We start from the raw sequence: 21,666 nt of genomic DNA on the forward strand, positions 1-21,666 counted from the left end.
GCGCAAGCTCCCTCGTGCGCCTTTTCATCCGGAGATGTCAGGCAAATGCGGCGGGCATTCTAACATGAAGGTTTTCTGGCGCCAGCGCTGGCAGCCGGCCATGCCTTGTCGCGTGCAGGGCGGGTTATTAGACGATTGTCGACAATGTGCATTTATTCTTTGACTATCAGGGGCTGATTGGCTAGTTTTTGCGGCATTGCTTTTAAAGGTGTCGACAATCATGCTGGATCAGCTGGAAATTCCGGTGGCAGGGCAGGACGATTCCCAGACGATGTCCGAGAACGTCTTCCGTCGTATCCAGGCCGCCATCGTCAAGGGCGAGATAGCCCCCGGCAGCAAGATCTCTGAGCCTGAGCTGGCGCGCACCTACGGCATCAGCCGTGGCCCGTTGCGCGAGGCGATCCACCGCCTGGAAGGCCAGCGCCTGCTGGTGCGCGTGCCCCATGTCGGCGCGCGGGTGGTGTCCCTGAGCCAGGCGGAACTGGTGGAACTCTACGAAATCCGCGAATCCCTCGAAGGCATGGCCTGCCGCCTGGCCGCCGAGCGCATGAGCGACGCAGAAATCGAGGAGCTGCGCCAGGTCCTGCACACCCACGAGCGCGATGCTGCGTTCCAGGCCGGTGTTGGCTATTACCAGCAGGAAGGCGACTTCGACTTTCACTACCGGATCATCCAGGGCGCGCGTAACCGCACCTTGACCCAGATGCTGTGCGGCGAGCTGTATCAACTGGTGCGCATGTACCGCATCCAGTTCTCCGCCACCCCCAATCGTCCACGCCAGGCATTTGCCGAGCATCACCGCATTCTTGACGCGATTGCCGATCGCGACGGTGAACTGGCCGAGTTGTTGATGCGCCGTCATATCGGCGCTTCCAAACGCAATATCGCCCGTCACTTCCCCGACGGCGCCCCCTCGAGAGGTGAGTCATGAGTTCCGATAAAAACAGCACCCCAGGCCAGCGTTTCCGTGATGCGGTAGCCAGCGAACACCCGCTGCAAGTGGTTGGCGCGATCAACGCCAACCATGCCTTGCTGGCCAAGCGCGCCGGTTTCAAGGCCATTTACCTGTCTGGTGGCGGTGTCGCCGCGGGCTCCCTGGGGGTGCCGGACCTGGGCATCACCGGCCTGGATGACGTGCTGACCGACGTGCGCCGGATCACCGACGTATGCGACCTGCCGCTGCTGGTGGACGTGGACACCGGTTTCGGTTCCTCGGCGTTCAACGTGGCGCGTACCGTCAAGTCGATGATCAAGTTCGGCGCCGCCGCGATCCATATCGAAGACCAGGTGGGCGCCAAGCGCTGCGGCCATCGCCCGAATAAGGAAATCGTCTCGCAGCAGGAAATGGTCGACCGCATCAAGGCTGCCGTGGATGCCCGCACCGATGACAGCTTCGTGATCATGGCGCGCACCGACGCCCTGGCCGTGGAAGGCCTGGAGTCTGCCCTGGAACGCGCTGCCGCGTGCATCGAGGCCGGCGCCGACATGGTCTTCCCCGAGGCCATCACCGAGCTGGAGATGTACAAGCTGTTCGCCTCCCGTGTGAAGGCGCCGATCCTGGCCAACATCACGGAATTCGGCGCGACGCCGCTGTACACCACCGAACAGTTGAAATCTGCCGATGTTTCCATCGTGCTGTACCCGTTGTCGGCATTCCGCGCCATGAACAAGGCCGCCGAGAACGTCTACACCGCGATCCGTCGCGACGGCACCCAACAGAACGTGATCGACACCATGCAAACCCGCATGGAGCTTTACGATCGCATTGACTACCACACCTTCGAGCAGAAGCTCGACGCGCTGTTCGCCGCCAAGAAATAAGCGCAGCGCCTCCCAGATAACTACAAAATTGGAGAAGAACCATGGCTGAAGCAAAAGTACTCAGTGGCGCCGGCCTGCGTGGCCAGGTGGCCGGGCAGACGGCACTGTCCACCGTGGGCCAGGCCGGTGCCGGCCTGACCTATCGCGGCTACGACGTGCGTGAACTGGCCGCCGACGCGCAGTTTGAAGAAGTCGCCTACCTGCTGTTGTACGGCGAATTGCCGAGCAAGGCTGAGCTGGCGGCCTACAGCGCCAAGCTGAGCAAGCTGCGTGACCTGCCCCAGGCGCTCAAGGAAGTACTGGAGCGCATCCCCGCCGACGCCCACCCGATGGACGTGATGCGCACCGGTTGCTCGTTCCTCGGCAACATCGAGCCGGAACAAGACTTCAGCGTGCAGCGCGATGTCACCGACCGCCTGCTGGCCGCGTTCCCGGCGATCATGTGCTACTGGTACCGCTTCAGCCATGACGGCAAGCGCATCGACTGCGTGACCGACGAGCCGAGCATCGGTGGGCATTTCCTGCACCTGCTGCACGGCGAGAAGCCGAGCCCGCTGCACGAAAAAGTCATGAACGTGTCGCTGATCCTGTACGCCGAGCACGAGTTCAACGCCTCGACGTTCACCGCTCGTGTGTGTGCCTCGACCCTGTCCGACTTGTATTCCTGCGTCACCGCCGCCATCGGCTCGCTGCGCGGCCCGCTGCATGGCGGCGCCAACGAAGCGGCGATGGAAATGATCGAGCGTTTCTCCTCGGCCGAAGACGCCGTGAAAGGCACCCTCGGCATGCTGGAGCGCAAGGACAAGATCATGGGCTTTGGCCACGCGATCTATAAAGACAACGACCCGCGTAATGAAGTGATCAAGGGCTGGTCGAAAAAACTCGCCGATGAAGTGGGCGACAAGGTGCTGTTCCCGGTCTCCGAAGCCATCGACAAAACCATGTGGGAACAGAAAAAACTGTTCCCCAACGCCGACTTCTACCATGCCTCGGCGTACCACTTCATGGGCATCCCGACCAAGCTGTTCACGCCTATCTTCGTCTGCTCGCGCCTCACCGGCTGGGCGGCGCATGTGTTCGAGCAGCGTGCCAACAACCGCATCATCCGTCCAAGCGCCGAGTACATCGGCGTCGAGCAGCGCAAGTTCGTGCCAATCGAACGTCGCTGAATGAGGAGACCGACAATCCCGAATTGGTAACCGAATCAGAAGTGTGGGAGCGGGCTTGCTCGCGAATGCGGGGTAACAGTCACTGAATGTGTTGAATGACACACCACATTCGCGAGCAAGCCCGCTCCCACATTTTGACCTCATTCCAATTCTGGGTCGGTACAGGTCTTCCTTCTGTAACTACCGTGACCGAGTCCTGACGATGAACACTGAATTTCGCAAACCGCTCCCCGGCAGCCGCCTGGATTACTTCGACGCCCGTGCGGCTGTCGAGGCCATCACCCCCGGTGCCTACGCCACGCTGCCCTACACCTCCCGCGTGCTCGCCGAAAACCTGGTGCGCCGCTGCGACCCGGCGACGCTCAACGCGTCCCTGAGCCAGTTGATCGAACGCAAGCGCGACCTCGACTTTCCCTGGTTCCCGGCCCGTGTGGTATGCCATGACATCCTCGGCCAGACCGCCCTGGTGGACCTCGCCGGCCTGCGTGATGCCATCGCCCTGCAAGGGGGGGACCCGGCCCAGGTCAACCCGGTGGTGCCGACCCAACTGATCGTCGACCACTCCCTGGCGGTCGAGGCCGGTGGTTCTGACCCACAGGCCTTCGAGAAAAATCGCGCCATCGAAGACCGCCGCAACGAAGACCGTTTCCACTTTATCGAGTGGACCAAAAAGGCCTTCAAGAACGTCGATGTGATCCCGCCGGGCAACGGCATCATGCACCAGATCAACCTGGAGAAAATGTCCCCGGTGATCCAGGTGCGTGACGGCGTGGCCTTCCCGGATACTTGCGTCGGCACCGACAGCCACACCCCCCACGTCGACGCCCTGGGCGTGATCGCCATTGGCGTCGGCGGCCTGGAAGCCGAAAGTGTGATGCTTGGCCGCGCGTCGTGGATGCGCCTGCCGGAAAGCGTTGGCGTCGAACTGACGGGCAAGCTGCAACCGGGCATCACCGCCACCGACATGGTGCTGGCCCTGACCGAGTTCCTGCGCCAGCAGAAAGTCGTCGGTGCCTGGCTGGAGTTCTTCGGTGAAGGCGCTTCGGCCCTGACCCTGGGCGACCGCGCCACCATCTCCAACATGGCCCCGGAATATGGCGCTACGGCGGCGATGTTCTACATCGACGCGCAGACCATCGCCTATCTCAAGCTCACCGGTCGCGAAGACGAACAAGTCGCCCTGGTCGAGCAGTACGCACGGCACACCGGCCTGTGGGCCGATGACCTCAAGGGCGCGCAATACGAGCGTGGCCTGAGCTTCGACCTGTCCAGCGTCGTGCGCAATATGGCCGGCCCGAGCAACCCGCATGCACGTGTGGCTACCAGCGACCTGGCGGCCAAGGGCATTTCCGGGCAATGGGATGACGTGCCGGGGCAAATGCCCGACGGCGCGGTGATCATCGCTGCCATTACCAGTTGCACCAACACCAGCAACCCGCGCAACGTGATCGCCGCCGGCCTGCTGGCGCGCAATGCCAACAAGCTGGGGCTGGCCCGCAAGCCGTGGGTCAAGTCATCCCTGGCCCCGGGTTCGAAAACCGTGGCCATGTACCTCGACGAAGCCGGGCTGACCAGCGAGTTGGAGCAGTTGGGTTTTGGTGTCGTTGCCTTCGCCTGCACCACCTGCAACGGCATGTCCGGTGCACTCGACCCGGTGATCCAGCAAGAAATCATCGACCGCGACCTGTACGCCACCGCCGTGCTCTCGGGTAACCGCAACTTCGACGGGCGCATCCACCCGTACGCCAAGCAAGCGTTCCTGGCGTCGCCACCGCTGGTGGTGGCCTACGCGATTGCCGGCACCATCCGTTTCGATATCGAAAAAGACGTACTGGGCCTGGACGCGAGCGGCAAGGAAATCCGCCTGCAGGACATCTGGCCGAGCGACGAAGAAATCGACGCGGTGGTCAAGGCCTCGGTCAAGCCTGAGCAGTTCCGCCAGGTCTACATCCCGATGTTCGCGATCCATGAAGACACCGGCCCGAAAGTCACCCCGCTATACGACTGGCGCCCGCAAAGCACCTACATCCGTCGTCCGCCGTACTGGGAAGGCGCCCTGGCCGGTGCGCGTCCGCTCAAGGGCATGCGCCCGCTGGCGGTGCTGCCGGACAACATCACCACTGACCACCTGTCGCCGTCCAACGCGATCATGCTCGACAGTGCCGCCGGCGAATACCTGGCGAAAATGGGCTTGCCGGAAGTCGACTTCAACTCCTATGCAACACACCGTGGCGACCACCTGACCGCCCAGCGCGCGACCTTTGCCAACCCCAAGCTGTTCAATGAAATGGTCCAGGAAAACGGCAAGGTCAAGCAGGGTTCCCTGGCGCGCATCGAACCGGAAGGCCGGGTCACGCGGATGTGGGAAGCCATCGAAACCTACATGGAGCGCAAGCAGCCGCTGATCATCATTGCCGGCGCCGACTACGGCCAGGGTTCGTCCCGCGACTGGGCGGCCAAGGGCGTGCGCCTGGCGGGTGTGGAAGCGATTGCCGCCGAAGGCTTCGAACGCATCCACCGCACCAACCTGGTGGGCATGGGCGTGCTGCCCCTGGAATTTTTGCCGGGCACCGACCGCAAGACTCTGCAGATCGATGGCAGCGAAACCTATGACGTAATCGGCGAGCGCACCCCGCGTGCGCAGTTGACCCTGGTGATCAACCGCAAGAATGGCGAACGTGTCGAAGTGCCAGTGACCTGCCGCCTGGACACCGCCGAAGAAGTGTCGATCTACGAGGCGGGCGGCGTGTTGCAGCGTTTTGCCCAGGACTTCCTGGAATCGGCGGCGACCGCCTGAAGAGGATAACCATGACACACGTAGCGCAAATCAAGATCGCCGCCACCTACATGCGTGGCGGCACCAGCAAGGGCGTGTTTTTCAACCTCAAGGACTTGCCCGAATCGGCCCAGGTCCCGGGGGCGGCGCGCGATGCCCTGCTGCTGCGGGTGATCGGCAGCCCCGACCCCTATGACAAGCAGATCGACGGCATGGGCGGTGCCACGTCGAGCACCAGCAAAACCGTGATCCTCGCCAAGAGCACCCGCGCCGAGCATGACGTGGACTACCTGTTTGGCCAGGTGTCCATCGACAAGCCTTTTGTCGACTGGAGCGGCAACTGCGGCAACCTGTCGGCAGCGGTGGGTGCATTCGCCATCAGTGCTGGCCTGGTGGACGCTGCGCGTATCCCCTCTAACGGCGTGGCCGTGGTGCGGGTTTGGCAGGCGAATATCGGCAAGACCATCATCGCCCATGTGCCGATCACCGACGGCGCGGTGCAGGAAACCGGCGACTTCGAGCTGGATGGCGTGACCTTCCCGGCGGCCGAAGTGCAACTGGAATTCCTCGACCCGGCAGCCGAAGAAGAGGGCGGCGGCGGTTCGATGTTCCCCACCGGCAACCTGATCGACGACCTGCAAGTGCCGGGTGTCGGCACCTTCAAGGCGACGCTGATCAACGCGGGGATCCCGACGATTTTTATCAACGCGCAAGACCTCGGCTACACCGGCACCGAGCTGCAAGGCGCGATCAATAGCGATCCGAAAGCCCTGGCCATGTTCGAGACAGTGCGGGCCCATGGGGCGTTGCGCATGGGCCTGATCAAGCACCTGGACGAAGCGGCCCAGCGCCAGCACACACCGAAGCTGGCGTTCGTGGCCAAGCCTGCGGATTACCTGGCCTCCAGTGGCAAGGCGATCAAGGCCGGCGATGTGGACCTGCTGGTGCGGGCGCTGTCCATGGGCAAGCTGCACCACGCGATGATGGGCACGGCCGCGGTGGCGATTGGCACGGCGGCGGCGATTTCCGGGACACTGGTCAGCCTCGCGGCGGGCGGTGTGGAACGCAATGCCGTGCGCTTCGGGCATCCGTCCGGCACCTTGCGCGTGGGCGCAGAGGCCAGCCAGGTCAACGGCGAATGGGTGGTGAAGAAGGCCATCATGAGCCGCAGTGCGCGGGTCTTGATGGAAGGCTACGTGCGCGTGCCCGGCGACGCATTCTAAAGCCGGCCCCAATGTGCGAGCGGGCTTGTGTGGGAGCGGGCTTGCCCGCGAAAGCAGTGGGTCAGTCAATGTCAATGTTTGCTGGGCCGACGTCTTCGCGAGCAAGCCCGCTCCCACACAAGCCCGCTCCCACAGGGGGCTAGCGGTGGCTTCTCGATTTTTGTATTAGAGCAGGCGAGAGACCTGCCACAAACGACCAACCCTGAGCCTGAGGAAGGAACACACCCACCTATTTTGGAGTACTGCCATGAGCGCCAACGTCGACCAGAACAACCGCCCCGACTATGACCAGGTTTTGCAGGACATCGCCGATTACGTCCTCAACTACCGCATCGACTCACGGGACGCCCTGGACACCGCCCGCAACTGCCTGATGGACACCCTCGGCTGCGGCCTGCTGGCCCTGCGCTTTCCTGAGTGCACCAAGCATTTGGGACCGATTGTCGAAGGCACAGTGGTGCCGTTCGGTGCCCGGGTGCCGGGTACGTCCTATCGCCTGGACCCGGTCAAGGCCGCGTGGGACATCGGCTGCATCGTGCGTTGGCTCGATTACAACGACACCTGGCTCGCTGCCGAATGGGGCCATCCTTCGGATAACCTCGGCGGCATCCTGGCCGTTGCCGATCACCTGTCACAAAAACGCGTGGCCCATGGCGAGGCGCCGCTGACCGTGCGCGCGGTGCTGGAAGCGATGATCATGGCCCACGAAATCCAGGGCGTGATTGCCCTGGAAAACTCCTTCAACCGCGTCGGCCTCGACCATGTGCTGCTGGTCAAAGTCGCCTCTACGGCGGTCTGCGCCAAGTTGATGGGTGCCAATCGTGAGCAACTGCTGGCGGCGTTGTCCCAGGCGTTTGTCGATGGGCAGGCGCTGCGCACTTACCGTCACGCGCCGAATGCCGGGTCGCGCAAGTCGTGGGCGGCGGGGGATGCGTCGAGCCGTGGCGTGCGCCTGGCGGATATCGCCCTGCGCGGCGAAATGGGCATCCCGGGTGTGTTGAGCGCGCCGCAATGGGGTTTTTATGACGTGCTGTTCAGCCACACCAACAAGGACCTGGCCCTCAAACCTGAGGGCAAGCGCGCGTTCAGCCTGCCCCAGCCCTATGGCACTTATGTGATGGAAAACGTGCTGTTCAAGATCAGCTTTCCCGCCGAATTCCACGCCCAGACCGCCTGTGAAGCCGCCGTCACCTTGTACCCGCAGGTCAAGCAGCGCTTGCATGAAATCGAGCGCATCGTGATCACCACCCACGAGTCGGCCATTCGCATCATTTCCAAGGTCGGCCAACTGGCTAATGCGGCCGACCGCGACCACTGCCTGCAATACATGACCGCTGTGCCCCTGGCGTTTGGCAACCTGGTGGCCGAGCAGTACGAAGATGAATTCCATGCCGCACACCCGATCATCGATGAGTTACGCAAAAAAATGGTCATCGTCGAAGACCCGCGTTACAGCCGCGAATACCTTGAAGCTGACAAGCGTTCCATTGCCAACGCCGTGCAGGTGTTTTTCACCGATGGTTCGAGCACCGAACAGGTCGCGGTGGAATACCCGATTGGCCATCGTCGGCGCCGGGCGGATAGCATTCCGTTGCTGGAAGACAAGTTCAAGGCCAACCTGGCGACACGCTTCACTGCGCAGCGCAGCGCTGAGATTTTTGCACTGTGCAAGGACCAGGCACGGCTGGAAGGGACGCCGGTGAATCGGTTTGTGGATCTGTGGGTGATGTAATAAAAGCCGCTGCAAGGTGGCAGGATTTGCAGTCGACACACTTTGCCAATCGTATGTCCTACATCTTCGGAACCGTCTTCAGATAATTGCCAATCAGGTAGCCAGATGACCTTTTGTACCGGGTCGTCTGGCAAGCAAGACCTGTGAATTAAATGAGAGGTTCGCCATGACTAGCGTAAACCAGCAGCAGTACGCGCCCTACCACGGCTATGAAATGCCCTCCAAGCCTGCATCCGCGCAGTCCGAAAACAGCGCCAAAACCCAGACTCCCGGCCAGACTCCAGCAGATTCAGCATCCCCTCGAAAGCCTATGACTGCACAGCAGCGCGGGCAGTTTGCGGCCCACAAGGGCTTGGTCAACTCACCGTCATCTGCGACCAATACCGCCCCGGCCCAACTCGCACAGCTTTCCCAGCAAAACAATCAGCTGCGCGACCAGCTTAACCAGTTGGTGGCCAAGTTCTCGCCGATAATCACCGCGCTGCAGCAGCAAGTGGCTGAGCTGGCTCAGCAAGTCAACACGATGCAAAAACCGCAGAAAGAGGACGCTCCATCCAATCGGGGCGCGGGTGAAAAACCAGCGGCTCGGCAGGACAGCACAGCGGTGCAGCAGGACGGAACAGCGCCTGCAGCATCGGCCCGCGCAGAGAGTACGCCGGCTTCAGGCCCCGAAGCGCCGGGTAATCTTGAGCAGTTGACTGCTGAAAACGACCAACTGCGTGAAACGGTCGAGCGGTTGCAAACCCAGTTCACGACGGTGGTTACCAGGCTGCAAGAGCAGATCCAGGCGTTGAGCCAGAAAATAACGGGGGCCGGTACTTCCGCAAACCAGGCTCCTAGCGCAGGCCCGAAGGCTGACAGCAATACCGCGTCGGACTCTGCGCCGGCTGAGCAAGCGCCCCGTGCCAAGGGCGCCACCCCATCGGCCCAGGCCGATGAAGCCACGGCGCCGTCGGCCCGCAGTGTTGATGATCTTATGCGCGAGAACGAGCAATTGCGCGCTCGCATCGATCAAATGATGACTGAGTTCACCCAGGTGATTTCCCAACTGCAACAGCAAATAGCGCAATTGAGTGCCCAGGTCAAAGCCCAGTCGAAGTAAGGGCAAACGCGTCGATAAGGGGAGGCTGGGCCTCCCTGTTGGCTGCTTGCCGATTCACTCGAACCGCAGGATCACCCGTCGGTTGTGCTTGCTCTTCTTCTCGATTTTTTCGCAGAACACCCGACCGATTTCCTCGGTGTTGACCACATGGGTGCCGCCACACGGCTGGATATCGATGTCGGCAATTTCTATCACCCGTACCGCGCCCTGGATCACCGGAGGCGCGACGGCCTGGGTGCGGGTGATTTGCAGCAGGGTGGAGTATTCGGAGGCCGGCATCGACAGCGACTTGACCCCATGGGCCTGCTCGATCAAGGCATTGAGGTCGCGGGTGATGCTTTCCTTGTCGAGGGTCATTTCCGGCAGGTCGAAGTCCAGGCGGCCCTTGTCGGCGCTGATGCTGCAACCGGTTACCGGTGCGTCGATGATCGAGCACAACAGATGCAGGCAGGTGTGCATTTTCATGTGTTGGTAGCGACGCTCCCAGTCCAGGCCGGCATCTACCTGTACCCCCGCACGCAATGACTCGGGGCAGTGTTCCACTTGGTGCCAGATGATCGAGCGCAGGACCGGGTCGCGTACGGTGCCGGTTACATTGACCCGGCTGCCGTCCGGCAGGGTGAAGTAACCGGTATCGCCGGGTTGCCCACCGCCGGTGGGGTAGAACAGCGTGTGTTCGAGGGCCACGCCCTGTTCGCTGACGGCGATTACCCGGGCGCTGAAGGCGTTCTGGTAAGGCGCGCTGTCGAACAGCGCCAAGGTTTCCATGGTGTGTACGGACATGTTCATCCTCCAACGATCAGTGGGCTGGTTTGCAGCAGGCGCCGCACCATTGCGCTCAGCCCGGGTGGGGAGAGCAGGGTGACCTCGAATCTCGGTCCGCACACCTTCAGGTTCAGCGGCAGGCGCGGGGGGTAGGTGGGGGCCTGCAGCGTGCGCAGGCGAAACTGCAGGTGATGACGCTCCTTGACCGTGGGTTCCAGCACCAGGCCTGACAGTGGGTGGAAGTCGGCATCCAGCACCGTGACCCGGTGGCTGATGTTGACTTCGCCGACCACGTGCAGGCGCTCGTCGAGGGCAAATGCCCCGAGGTAATTGCTGGCGTCAGCTTCGTCGTTTTTCTGCAACTGGATCTGGTTGACCACCTTGACCTTGGTGCCCGCGGGCACGTCCTGGGTGATGACGCAGGAGGGGCTGATAAACACGTTGTCGCCAATCAGCACATACCCGAGCACCCTCGCGCCCGCGCCGACTTCCACGTTGTTGCCCAGGCGTGGGTGACGCTTGCCGTCCGGGTTGTTGGCGATGCCCCGGGCGCCCAGGGTCACGCCACACAGGATGTAGCAGTCATTGCCGATCTCGCAGGTCTCGCCGACCACCGTGCCAAAGCCATGATCCAGGACGAAGCGCCGGCCAATGCGGGCGGCGGGGTGGATTTCGGCGCCGGACAGGATCTTGCCCTGGTTGCTCAACGTCAGCGCGATCGCACAGAACTGGCCGTGGGCCTGGTCGGGTAGATTCCATACCCGATGCGCCAGCCGGTAATACAGCACGGCCTTGAATGAGGCGTAGGACTCCAGGATCAGTTCGCCGCGGCCCCTGGACGCCGGATCGCGCCAGGCATAGGCGATCAAGTCCTCGGCCACCTCCTGCGCGGCGGGCTGGATCAACGCCGCCAGGTGTGGCTGCAACTGTGCCATCTGCGCCGGCGACAGGGTCTTGATGAGGTGGGTCAGCAGCTCATCGTGCAGCTGTTGCATGTCGATAAAGCCTCCCATGGAAGGCACCCCCGTAATTGTCGTTATTCGAAGCAGGGCAGATAACTGTCGGCGCTGTCGTACACCATGGTCAGGACGACGGTGTCGGTGGGCAGTTCCGGTGCGAGCCTGGCGATGGCCACCATATTGGCGGCCGACGACAGCCCCAGGCTGATGGCATCGGTACGCATGATGCGTTTCATCATTTCCAGGCAATCGAGGCGCGAGACCTTGAGCATGCCGTCCAGCACGTTCAGGTTGAGAATGCTCGGGATCAGGCCGATGGACAGGCCCTGGATATGATGCGGCGCATGGCTATCACTTAGCAGGTCGCACTCCTCGGGCTCCACGCCCATCACGCGGATCTGCGGCCAGGTGGCCTTGAGGGTTTCACCGATCCCGGTGATGTGGCCCCCGGTGCCTATCCCGCTGACGAAATAGTCGACCTGGCGCTCGCCAAAGGCACGGATGATTTCCGGGGCGGTGGTGTCGCGGTGGGTCTGGGGGTTGGCGCCGTTGCGCTGTTGGTTGAGCATGACGAAGCTGGGGTTTTCCAGCTGCAACTCCATGCACTTTTCGCCATGGGAGTTATTGCCCAGGCGGCTATCGGACAGCACCACCTTGGCGCCATACAGGCGCAGCAGCTTTTGCTTTTCGGGGCTGTAGTTGTCGGGAATCACCAGCACCACTTTGTAGCCCAGCACGTTGCCGGCCATCACCAGGCCGATGCCCGTGTTGCCGCCGCTGGGTTCGATGATGGTTTGCCCCGAATCGCGAATCAGGATGCCCCGGCGCTCGGCGTCGAGGATCATTCCCAGGGCAATCCGTGCCTTGTGGCTACCGCCCGGGTTCAGGGATTCAAGCTTGGCGAAGACCTCGATGCCGAGGTCTTCGGAGAATTGTTCCAGGCGCACGATAGGCGTTTGGCCAATGGCGTCGAGTATGGAGTTATGCAGCATCGGATAAGTACCCCAAGGCCTGTGGTCAGTACAACGGCATGTCGGGTTCGACGTCGCGTACCCAGTGTTTCATGCCGCCTTGCAGCACCCGGGTGTTGGCAAAGCCTGCGGCCAGCAACGTACTGGCGGCTTGCTCGGCGCGGCTGCCGGCATAGCAGATCAGGTAATGGGTGTTGTCACGGCTGAGGGTATCGAGTTGCTCGTCGAGCTGGGCCAAGGGGATGTGCACCACGCCGGGCAGTTGGCAGACCTCCAGCTCGCTGGCGTCGCGTACATCCAGCAGGATATCGGCGCTGCGGCGCTGCTCCAGCAGTTGCTTGAGCACCTGGGGCTTGATGTAGTGCTCTTCTGCCAGACCCTGGGTGCCGCGGAGGGTATCGGCACACACGGCGGCGGGTTGGTGTTCTTCACGCAAGTCGGAACAGCACGGGCAGTCGGCGCGGCGCTTGAAACGCAGTTCACTGAATTTCATGGCCAGGGCATCAAAGCGCATCAACCGGCCGGACAAGGATTCGCCGAGGCCGATCAACAGCTTGATCGCCTCGGTGGCCTGGATCATCCCGACCACACCGGGCAATACACCGATCACCCCACCGGCGCTGCAATTGGGCGCCAGTTCCGCGGGTGGCGCGTGGGGGTACAGGCAGCGGTAGCAGGGCCCGCCTTGATAGTTGAACACGCTGATCTGGCCGTCGAAGCGGTAGATCGCGCCGTACACCAACGGCTTGCCCAACTGTACGCAGGCATCATTGACCTGGTAGCGGGTCTCGAAGTTGTCAGTACCGTCGATCACCAGATCGTAGGCGCCGACCAGTTCCAGGGCGTTGTCGGCATTCAGTGCGGTGTCGTAGGTGTTGATCCGGATATGCGCGTTGAGGTCCTGCAGCCGGCGCTTGGCGGATTCGACCTTGGGCAGGCCCAGGGTGCTGTTGCCGTGCACGACCTGGCGTTGCAGGTTGCTGCTTTCCACCACATCGAAGTCCACCAGCCCCAGGGTGCCGATGCCGGCTGCGGCCAGGTACAGGCTGATGGGCGAGCCCAGGCCACCGGTACCGATGATCAGCACCTTGGCTTTCTTCAGGTTCAGTTGCCCTTCGCGGCCGACGCCGGGCAGGGTGATATGGCGCACATAGCGCTGCACTTCCTCGTTGCTCAGGGACTCGATGTCGATGCCGCCGGAGGTGGCGAGCAGCACTTCGATCCTGGCTTTCTCGGGCAGCGGCTCGTCGGGGCCGATCAGTTCTTCCCCGGCCGTGAACAGGAAATGTTCCTTGAGTCGACCGTTGTTTTCGTGGAACAGGTGCGCCCGTAGCTGCGGGTAGCGGGCACAGAGGCCTTCAATGACTTCGCGCAATGTCGATCCGGCACCCTCGAGGGTCGATTCTGGCAACTTGGCCACACGGGCCAGGATGTCGGGGAAAGAGACAGCGTTCATGTACAACTCCGTTTGCAGGTCGTTGAAGGGGGTGAGGGCGAAGTGCGTGCCATCCCAGGCAAACAGCTTCGACCCAAGGGCCTTGCCCTGGCGAACATCCACCACCAGGTAGCTGACGGGGTAGATCGGTTCCCCCATGTAGAGGGCCTTGTCCTGATCCTCGTCGCTGAAATAGGCACCGACATCCGGGTGGGAGTGGTAGATCACCACCACCGGGTTATCCGTGCGAAAGGCCTTGTTCATCAGCAGCGTGTCGGTCACCGAGAAGGTGTAGCCGTTGGCCGCGCTGCGGGGGTAGGCCTCGGGGTTCTTGCGGTGTAACTCGTTCTGGATATTGCTGCCCAGGTACACACTGCCGTCGGCGAAGACAAAGCCGCAGCACTCTTCGGGGTAGGTGCTGCTGGCGTGGGCGTAGATCTGTGCCAGGGCGGTTTGGCGGAGGACGTCCATGTTTCTCTCGCGTGGTGGGGAAAGGGTCAATTGGGTTTTGCCAGCAGCTTTTCGATCGGCAACTTGGTGATGGCAAAGCCTGCCAGCAGGATCGCCGAATACAGCATCAGGTCCCGGGACAGTTCCAGGCCTTCGTACCAGGCGCCGATGATCACGGCGAACACCGGGAAAATAATGAAGACGAACGACAGGATGATCGGGCTCAGGCGCTTGAGCAGCATGAAGTACACGATAAACCCACCAACTGAGGCCACCAGGCCCAGGTAGAACAGGGCGCTCCAGGAACGCAGGGTAATGGCCTCGAAGGTCGGTGATTCAAACCACAGCCCGGCGACGAACAGCATCAGCCCGGCAATCCCGATGGGTAGGGTGTTGTAGGTGATCACACTGATGGCGCTGCCTTTTTGCTTGGTAATGACATAGCACAAGGCATGCATGATCGCGGCGCTCAGAATGGCCAGGACGCCGAAGAACTCGGCATGGTCAAGGTGCAGTCCCTGGCTCTTGATGATCATGTACAGGCTGGCGAAACCGATGCCGATCCCCACGACCTGGGAAAAGTAGATGCGCTCGCGCAGGAATAGCGCGGAGAAGATCAGGATGAACACCGGCATGCAACTGAACAGCAGGGCGGTGAGGCCGGACGAGACGTGCATCTCGCCATAGTTGAGCAGGTAGTAGGGCACGCTGAAATAGCAAAGGGTCACGAACACAAAGAACCAGCGGCTTTCCCGTGGAAACAGGATCGGCTCGCGACGCAGGAAGGCAAAACACAGGAACAGCGGGAAGGCGATCAAAAAGCGCAGGCCCGCCGACGTCAGGGGCGGCACGCTTTCCACGGCGATCTTGATCCCCAGCCAGGTGGTGCCCCAGCTCAGGCAGACAATCAGGAACATCACACTGGTGATCAGGCCAGCCAGCCATTGTTTGGAGGGTTTGGTTTTTTCGGAATTTTCGAGAACGGCGGACATTGGCATCGTTTATTGCTTCCCTGAGCCGGAATTGAACTCTATATTGGACTTGTAATTAGAGGTTTCACCCGGTGATTGAACCCGTAAAAGCACACTATTAGGGCGAATGATGGCTGTCAAAACAAATATTGACATGGTGTCAATTATGCGAGAGGGACTGTCCAGTGGGCAGGGCGTGAAGTACAAACGCCTGTCTGATGTGATGGAGCGGGGCATCCTCGAGGGCTTGATCGAACCAGGGCGCAAACTGCCGCCTCATCGGGTGCTTTCCGACAACCTGGGGGTGACCATCGGCACGATCAGCCGCGCCTACGGCGAACTGGAACGCCTGGGCCTGGTGGTGGCGCGGGTGGGCGACGGCACATTCGTGCGCAAGCGTGGGATGGAGCGCCAGCGCGACGAAGGCTTTCGCAACGTCAGCGAGGAACCGCGCCAGTACTTCGATATGAGCCGCAATATGCACATCCCGGGGCAGGAGACCACGTTCCTGGCCCAGAGCTTTGAAACCCTGGCCACCAATGCCAAGTTCCTGCAGGACATCAGTGCCTACACCCCGGACGCCGGCTTGCCCCGCTACCGCGCGGCGGGCGCGCAATGGTTGGTGCAGCGTGATTTTCATCCGATTCCCGAGCAGGTCATCTGTGTCAACGGCGGCCAGCATGGTTTGTTGTGCGCGTTGATGGCGTTGGTGCGCGCGGGCGATACGGTCGTCACCGAGCAGTTGACCTATCCCGGCCTGATCACTGCCGCACGGATGCTTGGCATCCGCCTGATCGGCCTGGAAATGGACGAGGAGGGTGTGCTGCCGACGGCCCTGGAGGAGGTGTGTCGTAATCACCGGGTTTCTGCCCTGTACTGCACGCCGACCATCCAGAATCCGACGACAGCGGTCTTGTCGGTTGCCCGCCGCGAGGCGCTGGCCAGGGTCTGCCGTGAGCACAACCTGCTGATCCTGGAGGACGAGGCCCATGGTGTGTTGGTGGAGGACCGCCCGCCGCCCCTGAGTCATTTTGCCCCGGAGCGCACGATTCTGATCAGCAGCCTGAGCAAGGCGGTATCGGCGGGCTTGCGCGTGGGGTATGTGCATGCGCCGCCGGCGTTGGTCAGCCGTATTTCCGCAGCGCTGCGCTCAACCTGTTGGATGGCCACCCCTGTGACCCTGGAACTGGCCACGCAGTGGATTGAAAACGGCACGGCAGCGCATCTGTTGCGTCAGCAGATCCACGAAATCAGCCGGCGCAAGGCGTTGGTCGAGGACCTGCTGAGCGGCCTGGAATACCGGACGCACCCCAATAGCCCGCACTTCTGGATTGAAGTCCCGGAGCCATGGCGTGCGTCGGAAATAGAGGCTGAGCTCAAGCAGAACAATTACCTGATCGCCACGGCCGAGGCCTTCGCCGTGGGGCAGACGGCCGTGCCGCAGTTTATTCGGGCGAGTATCTGCAATACGTCTGGGGATGATCAGCTGCTAAGGGCAGGGTTTGATGCGCTGGCCACGGCGCTGGGGCAGGGTGGGGACCGGTTTCATCTGTGAGGCTGGGTTATCGTTGATCGCAGGCAAGTCGAATTGTCCCACCGCAGCTCCCGCATTTGACGTGTGAACCCGATCAAATATGGGAGCTGGCTCAAGCAATGCAAATTACTTGAAGCGCCGCTCGACGCCCTTTTCCACAAGGATCTTCGCCGAAATCTCTTCCACCGAAAAATGCGTGGAATTGATGTGCGCAATGTTCTCCCGACGGAATAGATTTTCCACTTCCCGCACCTCGAACTCGCACTGGGCATAGCTCGAATAGCGGCTGTTGGGCTTGCGTTCGTTACGGATCGCTGTCAGGCGGTCCGGGTCGATGGTCAGGCCGAACAGCTTGTGCTGATGGGTGCGCAGCACCGCCGGCAGTTGCAGGCGCTCCATGTCGTCCTCGGTCAGCGGGTAGTTGGCCGCGCGGATACCGAATTGCATGGCCATATACAGGCAGGTCGGGGTCTTGCCGCAGCGCGACACGCCGACCAGGATCAGGTCGGCCTTGTCGTAGTAATGGGTGCGGGCGCCGTCGTCGTTGTCCAGGGCGAAGTTCACCGCCTCGATCCGCTCCATATAGTTGGAGTTGTGGCCAATGGAATGGGACTTGCCTACGGAGTACGAGGAGTGTTCGCTCAACTCCTGTTCCAGGGGCGCTAGGAAGGTCGAGAAGATGTCGATCATGAAACCATTGGAGGTCGCGAGGATCTCACGGATGTCCTGATTGACGATGGTGTCGAAAATGATCGGGCGCACACCGTCTTTTTCGGCGGCCAGATTGATTTGTTGTACCATGGCCCGCGCTTTATCCACGTTATCGATATAAGGCCGGGTAAATTTGGCAAAGGTAATGCTTTCGAACTGCGCCAGCAGGCTCTGACCCAGGGTTTCGGCGGTAATGCCGGTGCCATCGGAGATAAAGAAAGCAGATCGTTTCATTTGAGCCTTGGGCCTTAAGCTGATGACGAATCTTGGATATGATAGGCGCGATTTTGCCGTCCCACAGTGGGCCGCATTCTCACTTATTTTCCAGGTCCAGGCCACAAACGCCGGTAAATGCTCCTACTGAGCCGCCGGCGCCCTGAGCTTTTCCAACACAGTTAGTGGAGAGATCACCTTGGTAGAGTACGTAGTTTCCCTCGATAAGCTCGGCGTCCATGATGTAGAGCATGTGGGGGGCAAGAACGCATCCCTCGGCGAGATGATCAGTAATCTTGCGGGCGCTGGTGTCTCGGTGCCCGGTGGTTTCGCCACCACGGCCCAGGCATACCGCGATTTCCTCGAACTGAGCGGCCTCAACGACCAGATCCACGCTGCCCTAGACGCGCTGGACGTCGATGACGTCAATGCCCTGGCCAAGACCGGCGCACAGATCCGCCAGTGGATCATGGAAGCCGAGTTCCCCGAGAAGCTCAACGCCGAAATCCGCACAGCCTTCGCCACCTTGTCGGCCGGCAACCCGGACATGGCCGTCGCCGTGCGTTCCTCGGCCACCGCCGAAGACTTGCCGGACGCCTCGTTCGCCGGCCAACAGGAAACCTTCCTGAATATCCGTGGCGTGGAAAACGTTATCCGTGCAGCCAAGGAAGTATTTGCCTCGCTGTTTAACGACCGCGCCATTTCCTACCGTGTACACCAGGGTTTCGACCACAAGTTGGTAGCGTTGTCTGCCGGCGTACAGCGCATGGTGCGTTCGGAAACCGGTACTGCCGGCGTGATGTTCACCCTGGATACCGAATCGGGCTTCCGTGACGTGGTGTTCATCACCGGCGCCTACGGCCTGGGCGAAACCGTCGTACAAGGCGCGGTCAACCCGGACGAGTTCTACGTGCACAAGCACACCCTTGAGGCCGGTCGCCCGGCGATCCTGCGCCGCAACCTGGGCAGCAAGGCCATCAAGATGATCTACGGCGACGAGGCCAAGGCCGGTCGCTCGGTGAAAACCGTTGATGTCGACAAGGCCGAGCGTGCGCGCTTTTGCCTCAGCGATGCCGAAGTCAGCGAATTGGCCAAGCAGGCGATGATCATCGAGAAGCACTACAAGTGCCCGATGGACATTGAATGGGCCAAGGACGGCGACGACGGCAAGCTGTACATCGTCCAGGCCCGTCCGGAAACCGTGAAGAGCCGCACCTCGGCCAATGTCATGGAACGCTACCTGTTGAAAGAAACCGGCACCGTGCTGGTAGAGGGCCGTGCCATCGGTCAGCGCATCGGTGCGGGCAAGGTGCGGATCATCAAGGACGTGTCCGAGATGGACAAGGTCCAGCCAGGTGACGTGCTGGTCTCCGACATGACCGACCCGGACTGGGAACCCGTGATGAAGCGCGCGAGCGCCATCGTCACCAACCGTGGCGGGCGTACCTGCCACGCGGCGATCATCGCCCGTGAGCTGGGGATCCCGGCAGTGGTGGGTTGTGGCAACGCCACCCAACTGCTCAAGGATGGCCAGGGCGTCACCGTGTCCTGCGCCGAAGGCGATACCGGCTTCATCTTTGAAGGTGAGCTGGGCTTCGATATCAAGCAAAACTCCATCGACGCCATGCCGGACCTGCCGTTCAAGATCATGATGAACGTCGGCAATCCCGATCGCGCCTTCGACTTTGCGCAGTTGCCGAACGCCGGTGTGGGCCTGGCCCGCCTGGAGTTCATCATCAACCGCATGATCGGCGTGCACCCCAAGGCCCTGTTGAACTACGACGGCCTGCCGGTGGAAATCAAGGACAGCGTCGACAAGCGCATCGCCGGCTACAACGACCCGGTGGGCTTCTACGTCGAGAAGCTGGTGGAAGGCATCAGCACCCTGGCGGCGGCCTTCTGGCCGAAGAAAGTCATCGTGCGCCTGTCCGACTTCAAGTCCAACGAATACGCGAACCTGATCGGCGGCAAGCTCTACGAACCGGAAGAAGAAAACCCGATGCTGGGCTTCCGTGGCGCCTCGCGTTACATCAGCGAAGCATTCCGTGACTGCTTTGAGCTTGAGTGCCGCGCCCTCAAGCGTGTGCGCAACGAGATGGGCCTGACCAACGTCGAGATCATGGTGCCCTTCGTGCGTACCCTGGGCGAAGCGAGCCAGGTCGTTGACCTGCTGGCCGAGAACGGTCTGACCCGCGGCGAAAACGACCTGCGCGTAATCATGATGTGCGAGCTGCCGTCCAACGCCATCCTCGCCGAAGAGTTCCTGGAGTTCTTCGATGGATTCTCCATCGGGTCCAACGACCTGACCCAGTTGACCCTGGGCCTGGACCGTGACTCCGGGATCATCGCGCACCTGTTTGACGAGCGTAACCCTGCGGTCAAGAAGCTGCTGGCCAACGCCATCCAGGCCTGTAACAAGGCCGGCAAGTACATCGGCATCTGCGGCCAAGGCCCTTCCGATCACCCGGACCTGGCCAAATGGCTGATGGAACAGGGCATCGAAAGCGTCTCGCTGAACCCCGATTCCGTGCTGGAAACCTGGTTCTTCCTGGCTGAAGGTCAAGCCTCGGCGTAATTGCCATTTGCCGGCCAGCCAGTGCGGCTGGCCGGCATTTCTCATTCTGTACAGGGCGGAACTCCTACCGGACGCCGCCCTTTTTTGTGCAAGAACATTATGCAAAGCAGCAGCAACCTGTTTCCCGTCGCCTTGATCAGCGCTGAGCGTCGTGGCGACCTGAGTGAAGATGTCTATCGCCTCAAGCCTGGCAACAGCCCCGACAGCACCGTAGAGCTGGCGGTGACACGCCTGGGCCTCGCCGATGTCGCGCAAAGCCGTGGCATACCGGTGGTGCTGGTGCATGGCAGCTTTTCCAACCGGCGCTTCTGGTATTCGCCCAAAGGTATCGGCCTGGGGGCGTACCTGGCGCGCCAGGGCTTTGATGTATGGATCCCGGAAATGCGCGGCCACGGGCTTTCCCGGCGCAACCAGGACTACGCCAAGAATCGTGTCGCCGACTATGCTCGTTACGATTTGCCAGCCATTGCCGCCTTTGTGCGTGAGCAAAGTGCGCAGATCCCGCACTGGATCGGCCATTCGTTGGGTGGCACGACTCTGGCGGCAGCCTTGGGCGGCCACTATCTGGGCGCGCCGGCGGTGGCGTCGGTGGCGTTGTTTGGCTGCCAGGTCAGCCGCACTTACTGGCCGTTGAAGATTCCGCCGGTGGAGTGGGGTGGACGCTTGATCCTCAAGCGCTTTGCCCAGCTCTCCGGCTCGCGCCTCAAGCGTGGTCCGGAAGACGAGCCTATCGGCCTGGCCCTGGAAAGCATGCGCTGGCACGGCTTGTTCGGGCGTTTCGGCGATGCCGAGCGCGACTGGTGGAAAGGCCTGGCCGAGGTCGATGTGCCGCTACTGGCCGTGAGCGCCGCTGGCGATCATCAGGACCCGGACTGGGCCTGCCGCAAGCTGTTTGAGCAGGTGGGCAGCGAGCATCGCCAGTATCTGTGCCTGGGACGCAAGCATGGGTTCAGCGGTGATTTCGGGCATGTCGAGATGCTGGTCAGCAAAGCGGCGCAGGCCGAAGTATGGCCACTGGTGCAGCGCTGGCTGAAAGATCCCCTGACACCTCCGGTGGGTGCACAGGCGCAGGTGCCTGCGACTGTCTAAGAAAAGGCTCTAAAGAGGGCGTTTCGCTTGAAGTGGCTTACGGCTAAGATATGACGCCCCGAGCTATTTTGGTCATATTCAGTCGCGCAGTGGCTATTGCGTTACAGTCTGGTGGGTCTGATCATTGTCGCCCTTGCAGCGGCAGGTCTTAAAGAATGCCCGTTGCGATG

At 61.6% G+C, this 21,666-nt stretch carries 16 protein-coding genes; 10 read left to right on the top strand and 6 right to left on the bottom strand.

Going from position 1 to position 21,666, the window contains the following annotated elements:
* The first annotated feature begins 220 nt into the window (after window positions 1-220).
* The 7 genes from HBO12_RS22935 to HBO12_RS22965 all read left to right on the top strand — a co-directional run bounded on the left by HBO12_RS22935 (window position 221) and on the right by HBO12_RS22965 (window position 9,823).
* Window positions 221-931 (top strand): GntR family transcriptional regulator, encoded by a 711-nt coding sequence (locus HBO12_RS22935; RefSeq protein ID WP_170043297.1) that lies wholly within the window; start codon window positions 221-223, stop codon window positions 929-931.
* Window positions 928-1,821 (top strand): methylisocitrate lyase, encoded by an 894-nt coding sequence (prpB, locus tag HBO12_RS22940; RefSeq protein ID WP_169954256.1) that lies wholly within the window; start codon window positions 928-930, stop codon window positions 1,819-1,821. Before HBO12_RS22935 ends, prpB begins: the two co-directional genes overlap by 4 nt.
* Window positions 1,822-1,862: 41 nt before the next feature.
* The gene (gene prpC / locus HBO12_RS22945; protein WP_169954255.1) at window positions 1,863-2,990 is read left to right on the top strand and encodes a bifunctional 2-methylcitrate synthase/citrate synthase; all 1,128 of its coding nucleotides are present in this window, start codon (window positions 1,863-1,865) and stop codon (window positions 2,988-2,990) included.
* A gap of 202 nt (window positions 2,991-3,192) precedes the next feature.
* Entirely contained in the window at window positions 3,193-5,787 is a 2,595-nt protein-coding gene (gene acnD, locus HBO12_RS22950; protein ID WP_169954300.1) for a Fe/S-dependent 2-methylisocitrate dehydratase AcnD, read from the top strand.
* 11 nt (window positions 5,788-5,798) lie between these two features.
* Window positions 5,799-6,989 carry a 2-methylaconitate cis-trans isomerase PrpF gene (prpF, locus tag HBO12_RS22955; protein WP_170043298.1) on the top strand — a complete coding sequence of 397 codons (1,191 nt, stop codon included), beginning with the start codon at window positions 5,799-5,801 and terminating at the stop codon, window positions 6,987-6,989.
* 247 nt (window positions 6,990-7,236) lie between these two features.
* Window positions 7,237-8,721, top strand: a complete 1,485-nt coding sequence (prpD, locus tag HBO12_RS22960; RefSeq protein ID WP_170043299.1) for a 2-methylcitrate dehydratase — start codon at window positions 7,237-7,239, stop codon at window positions 8,719-8,721.
* A gap of 166 nt (window positions 8,722-8,887) precedes the next feature.
* Window positions 8,888-9,823, top strand: a complete 936-nt coding sequence (locus HBO12_RS22965) for a hypothetical protein (protein ID WP_170043300.1) — start codon at window positions 8,888-8,890, stop codon at window positions 9,821-9,823.
* A gap of 54 nt (window positions 9,824-9,877) precedes the next feature.
* Here HBO12_RS22965 and HBO12_RS22970 read toward each other — a convergent pair whose 3' ends face one another.
* The 5 genes from HBO12_RS22970 to HBO12_RS22990 are packed head-to-tail and all read right to left on the bottom strand — an operon-like array spanning window position 9,878 to window position 15,344.
* A complete protein-coding gene (locus tag HBO12_RS22970) occupies window positions 9,878-10,606 on the bottom strand; it encodes an alanyl-tRNA editing protein (RefSeq protein WP_170043301.1) in 729 nt (242 codons plus the stop codon).
* 2 nt (window positions 10,607-10,608) lie between these two features.
* Entirely contained in the window at window positions 10,609-11,601 is a 993-nt protein-coding gene (locus tag HBO12_RS22975; RefSeq protein WP_169954249.1) for a serine O-acetyltransferase, read from the bottom strand.
* Between the two features lie 23 nt (window positions 11,602-11,624).
* Window positions 11,625-12,539, bottom strand: coding sequence for a PLP-dependent cysteine synthase family protein (locus tag HBO12_RS22980; RefSeq protein ID WP_170043302.1), 915 nt, complete (start codon window positions 12,537-12,539; stop codon window positions 11,625-11,627).
* Between the two features lie 25 nt (window positions 12,540-12,564).
* Window positions 12,565-14,424 carry a molybdopterin-synthase adenylyltransferase MoeB gene (gene moeB / locus HBO12_RS22985; protein WP_170043303.1) on the bottom strand — a complete coding sequence of 620 codons (1,860 nt, stop codon included), beginning with the start codon at window positions 14,422-14,424 and terminating at the stop codon, window positions 12,565-12,567.
* A gap of 26 nt (window positions 14,425-14,450) precedes the next feature.
* Window positions 14,451-15,344, bottom strand: a complete 894-nt coding sequence (locus HBO12_RS22990; RefSeq protein WP_170043384.1) for a DMT family transporter — start codon at window positions 15,342-15,344, stop codon at window positions 14,451-14,453.
* Window positions 15,345-15,504: 160 nt separating this feature from the next.
* Between HBO12_RS22990 and HBO12_RS22995 the strand changes: the two genes are divergently transcribed.
* Window positions 15,505-16,929, top strand: coding sequence for an aminotransferase-like domain-containing protein (locus HBO12_RS22995; RefSeq protein ID WP_170043304.1), 1,425 nt, complete (start codon window positions 15,505-15,507; stop codon window positions 16,927-16,929).
* A gap of 105 nt (window positions 16,930-17,034) precedes the next feature.
* Here the strand turns inward: HBO12_RS22995 and ppsR are convergent, their stop codons facing one another.
* Window positions 17,035-17,853 carry a posphoenolpyruvate synthetase regulatory kinase/phosphorylase PpsR gene (ppsR, locus tag HBO12_RS23000; RefSeq protein ID WP_076961191.1) on the bottom strand — a complete coding sequence of 273 codons (819 nt, stop codon included), beginning with the start codon at window positions 17,851-17,853 and terminating at the stop codon, window positions 17,035-17,037.
* A 178-nt stretch (window positions 17,854-18,031) separates the two neighbouring features.
* Here ppsR and ppsA point away from each other — a divergent pair, with 178 nt between their 5' ends.
* Complete coding sequence (gene ppsA, locus HBO12_RS23005; RefSeq protein ID WP_170043305.1) at window positions 18,032-20,407, top strand: phosphoenolpyruvate synthase; 2,376 nt, start codon at window positions 18,032-18,034, stop codon at window positions 20,405-20,407.
* 99 nt (window positions 20,408-20,506) lie between these two features.
* Window positions 20,507-21,496 carry an alpha/beta fold hydrolase gene (locus HBO12_RS23010; protein WP_170043306.1) on the top strand — a complete coding sequence of 330 codons (990 nt, stop codon included), beginning with the start codon at window positions 20,507-20,509 and terminating at the stop codon, window positions 21,494-21,496.
* Window positions 21,497-21,666: the final 170 nt, after the last annotated feature.

The organism is Pseudomonas sp. WS 5059, from assembly GCF_012985525.1.
Taxonomy (GTDB): Bacteria; Pseudomonadota; Gammaproteobacteria; order Pseudomonadales; family Pseudomonadaceae; genus Aquipseudomonas.